This window comes from Psychrobacter sp. 1U2, from assembly GCF_051847575.1.
In genome coordinates, this window is the sequence record NZ_JBPYDC010001697.1 from 1 (window position 1) to 540 (window position 540).

The 540-nt window shown below is 44.4% G+C and carries 1 protein-coding gene; it reads right to left on the reverse strand.

What is annotated here, in order from left to right; translation table 11 throughout:
- On the reverse strand, nt 1–427 hold a 427-nt coding region (locus ACS8FD_RS23945), incomplete at its 3' end, for a hypothetical protein (protein WP_439277684.1).
- Nucleotides 428–540 lie beyond the last annotated feature (113 nt).

Consider the following 540-nt stretch of genomic DNA (forward strand, 5'->3'; position numbering starts at 1 on the left):
GTAATGTCTCACGGCCAATCTCACCGACGATACTTAAGTCGAGTGGTACATCACGCCAGCCTACTACATCTAGGCCTTGCGCAGTGATCTCTTCGGAGAGTATTTGTTGACTATACTGAGCTTTATCATTATCTACGTTAACAAAGACCATACCGACAGCAAAATTGTCATTAAGTACAAGCTGCTGCTCAGTGGCAATCTGCTGAAAGAACTCCGTAGGCGTTGCTAACAATAGACCACAACCATCACCAGTTCTACCATCGGCAGCAACACCACCGCGATGGGTCATACAACTTAAGCTATGAATAGCAGTCTTTACCAGATTGTGGCTGGCTTGACCCTCAATATGAGCAATCAAACCAAAACCACAGTTATCAGAGAAGTCATCTGGCGTGGCCAAATGCGTATGGGAGGAAATCATTGACATGGCTAGTCCTTTTAAGTGAACGGGCAGCCTATGTATCCAATGCAGAACATAGGCTAAATGCCGTAGGCAGAACGGGTTAATGATAAATACTCATATTTCCGGATAAATAAATG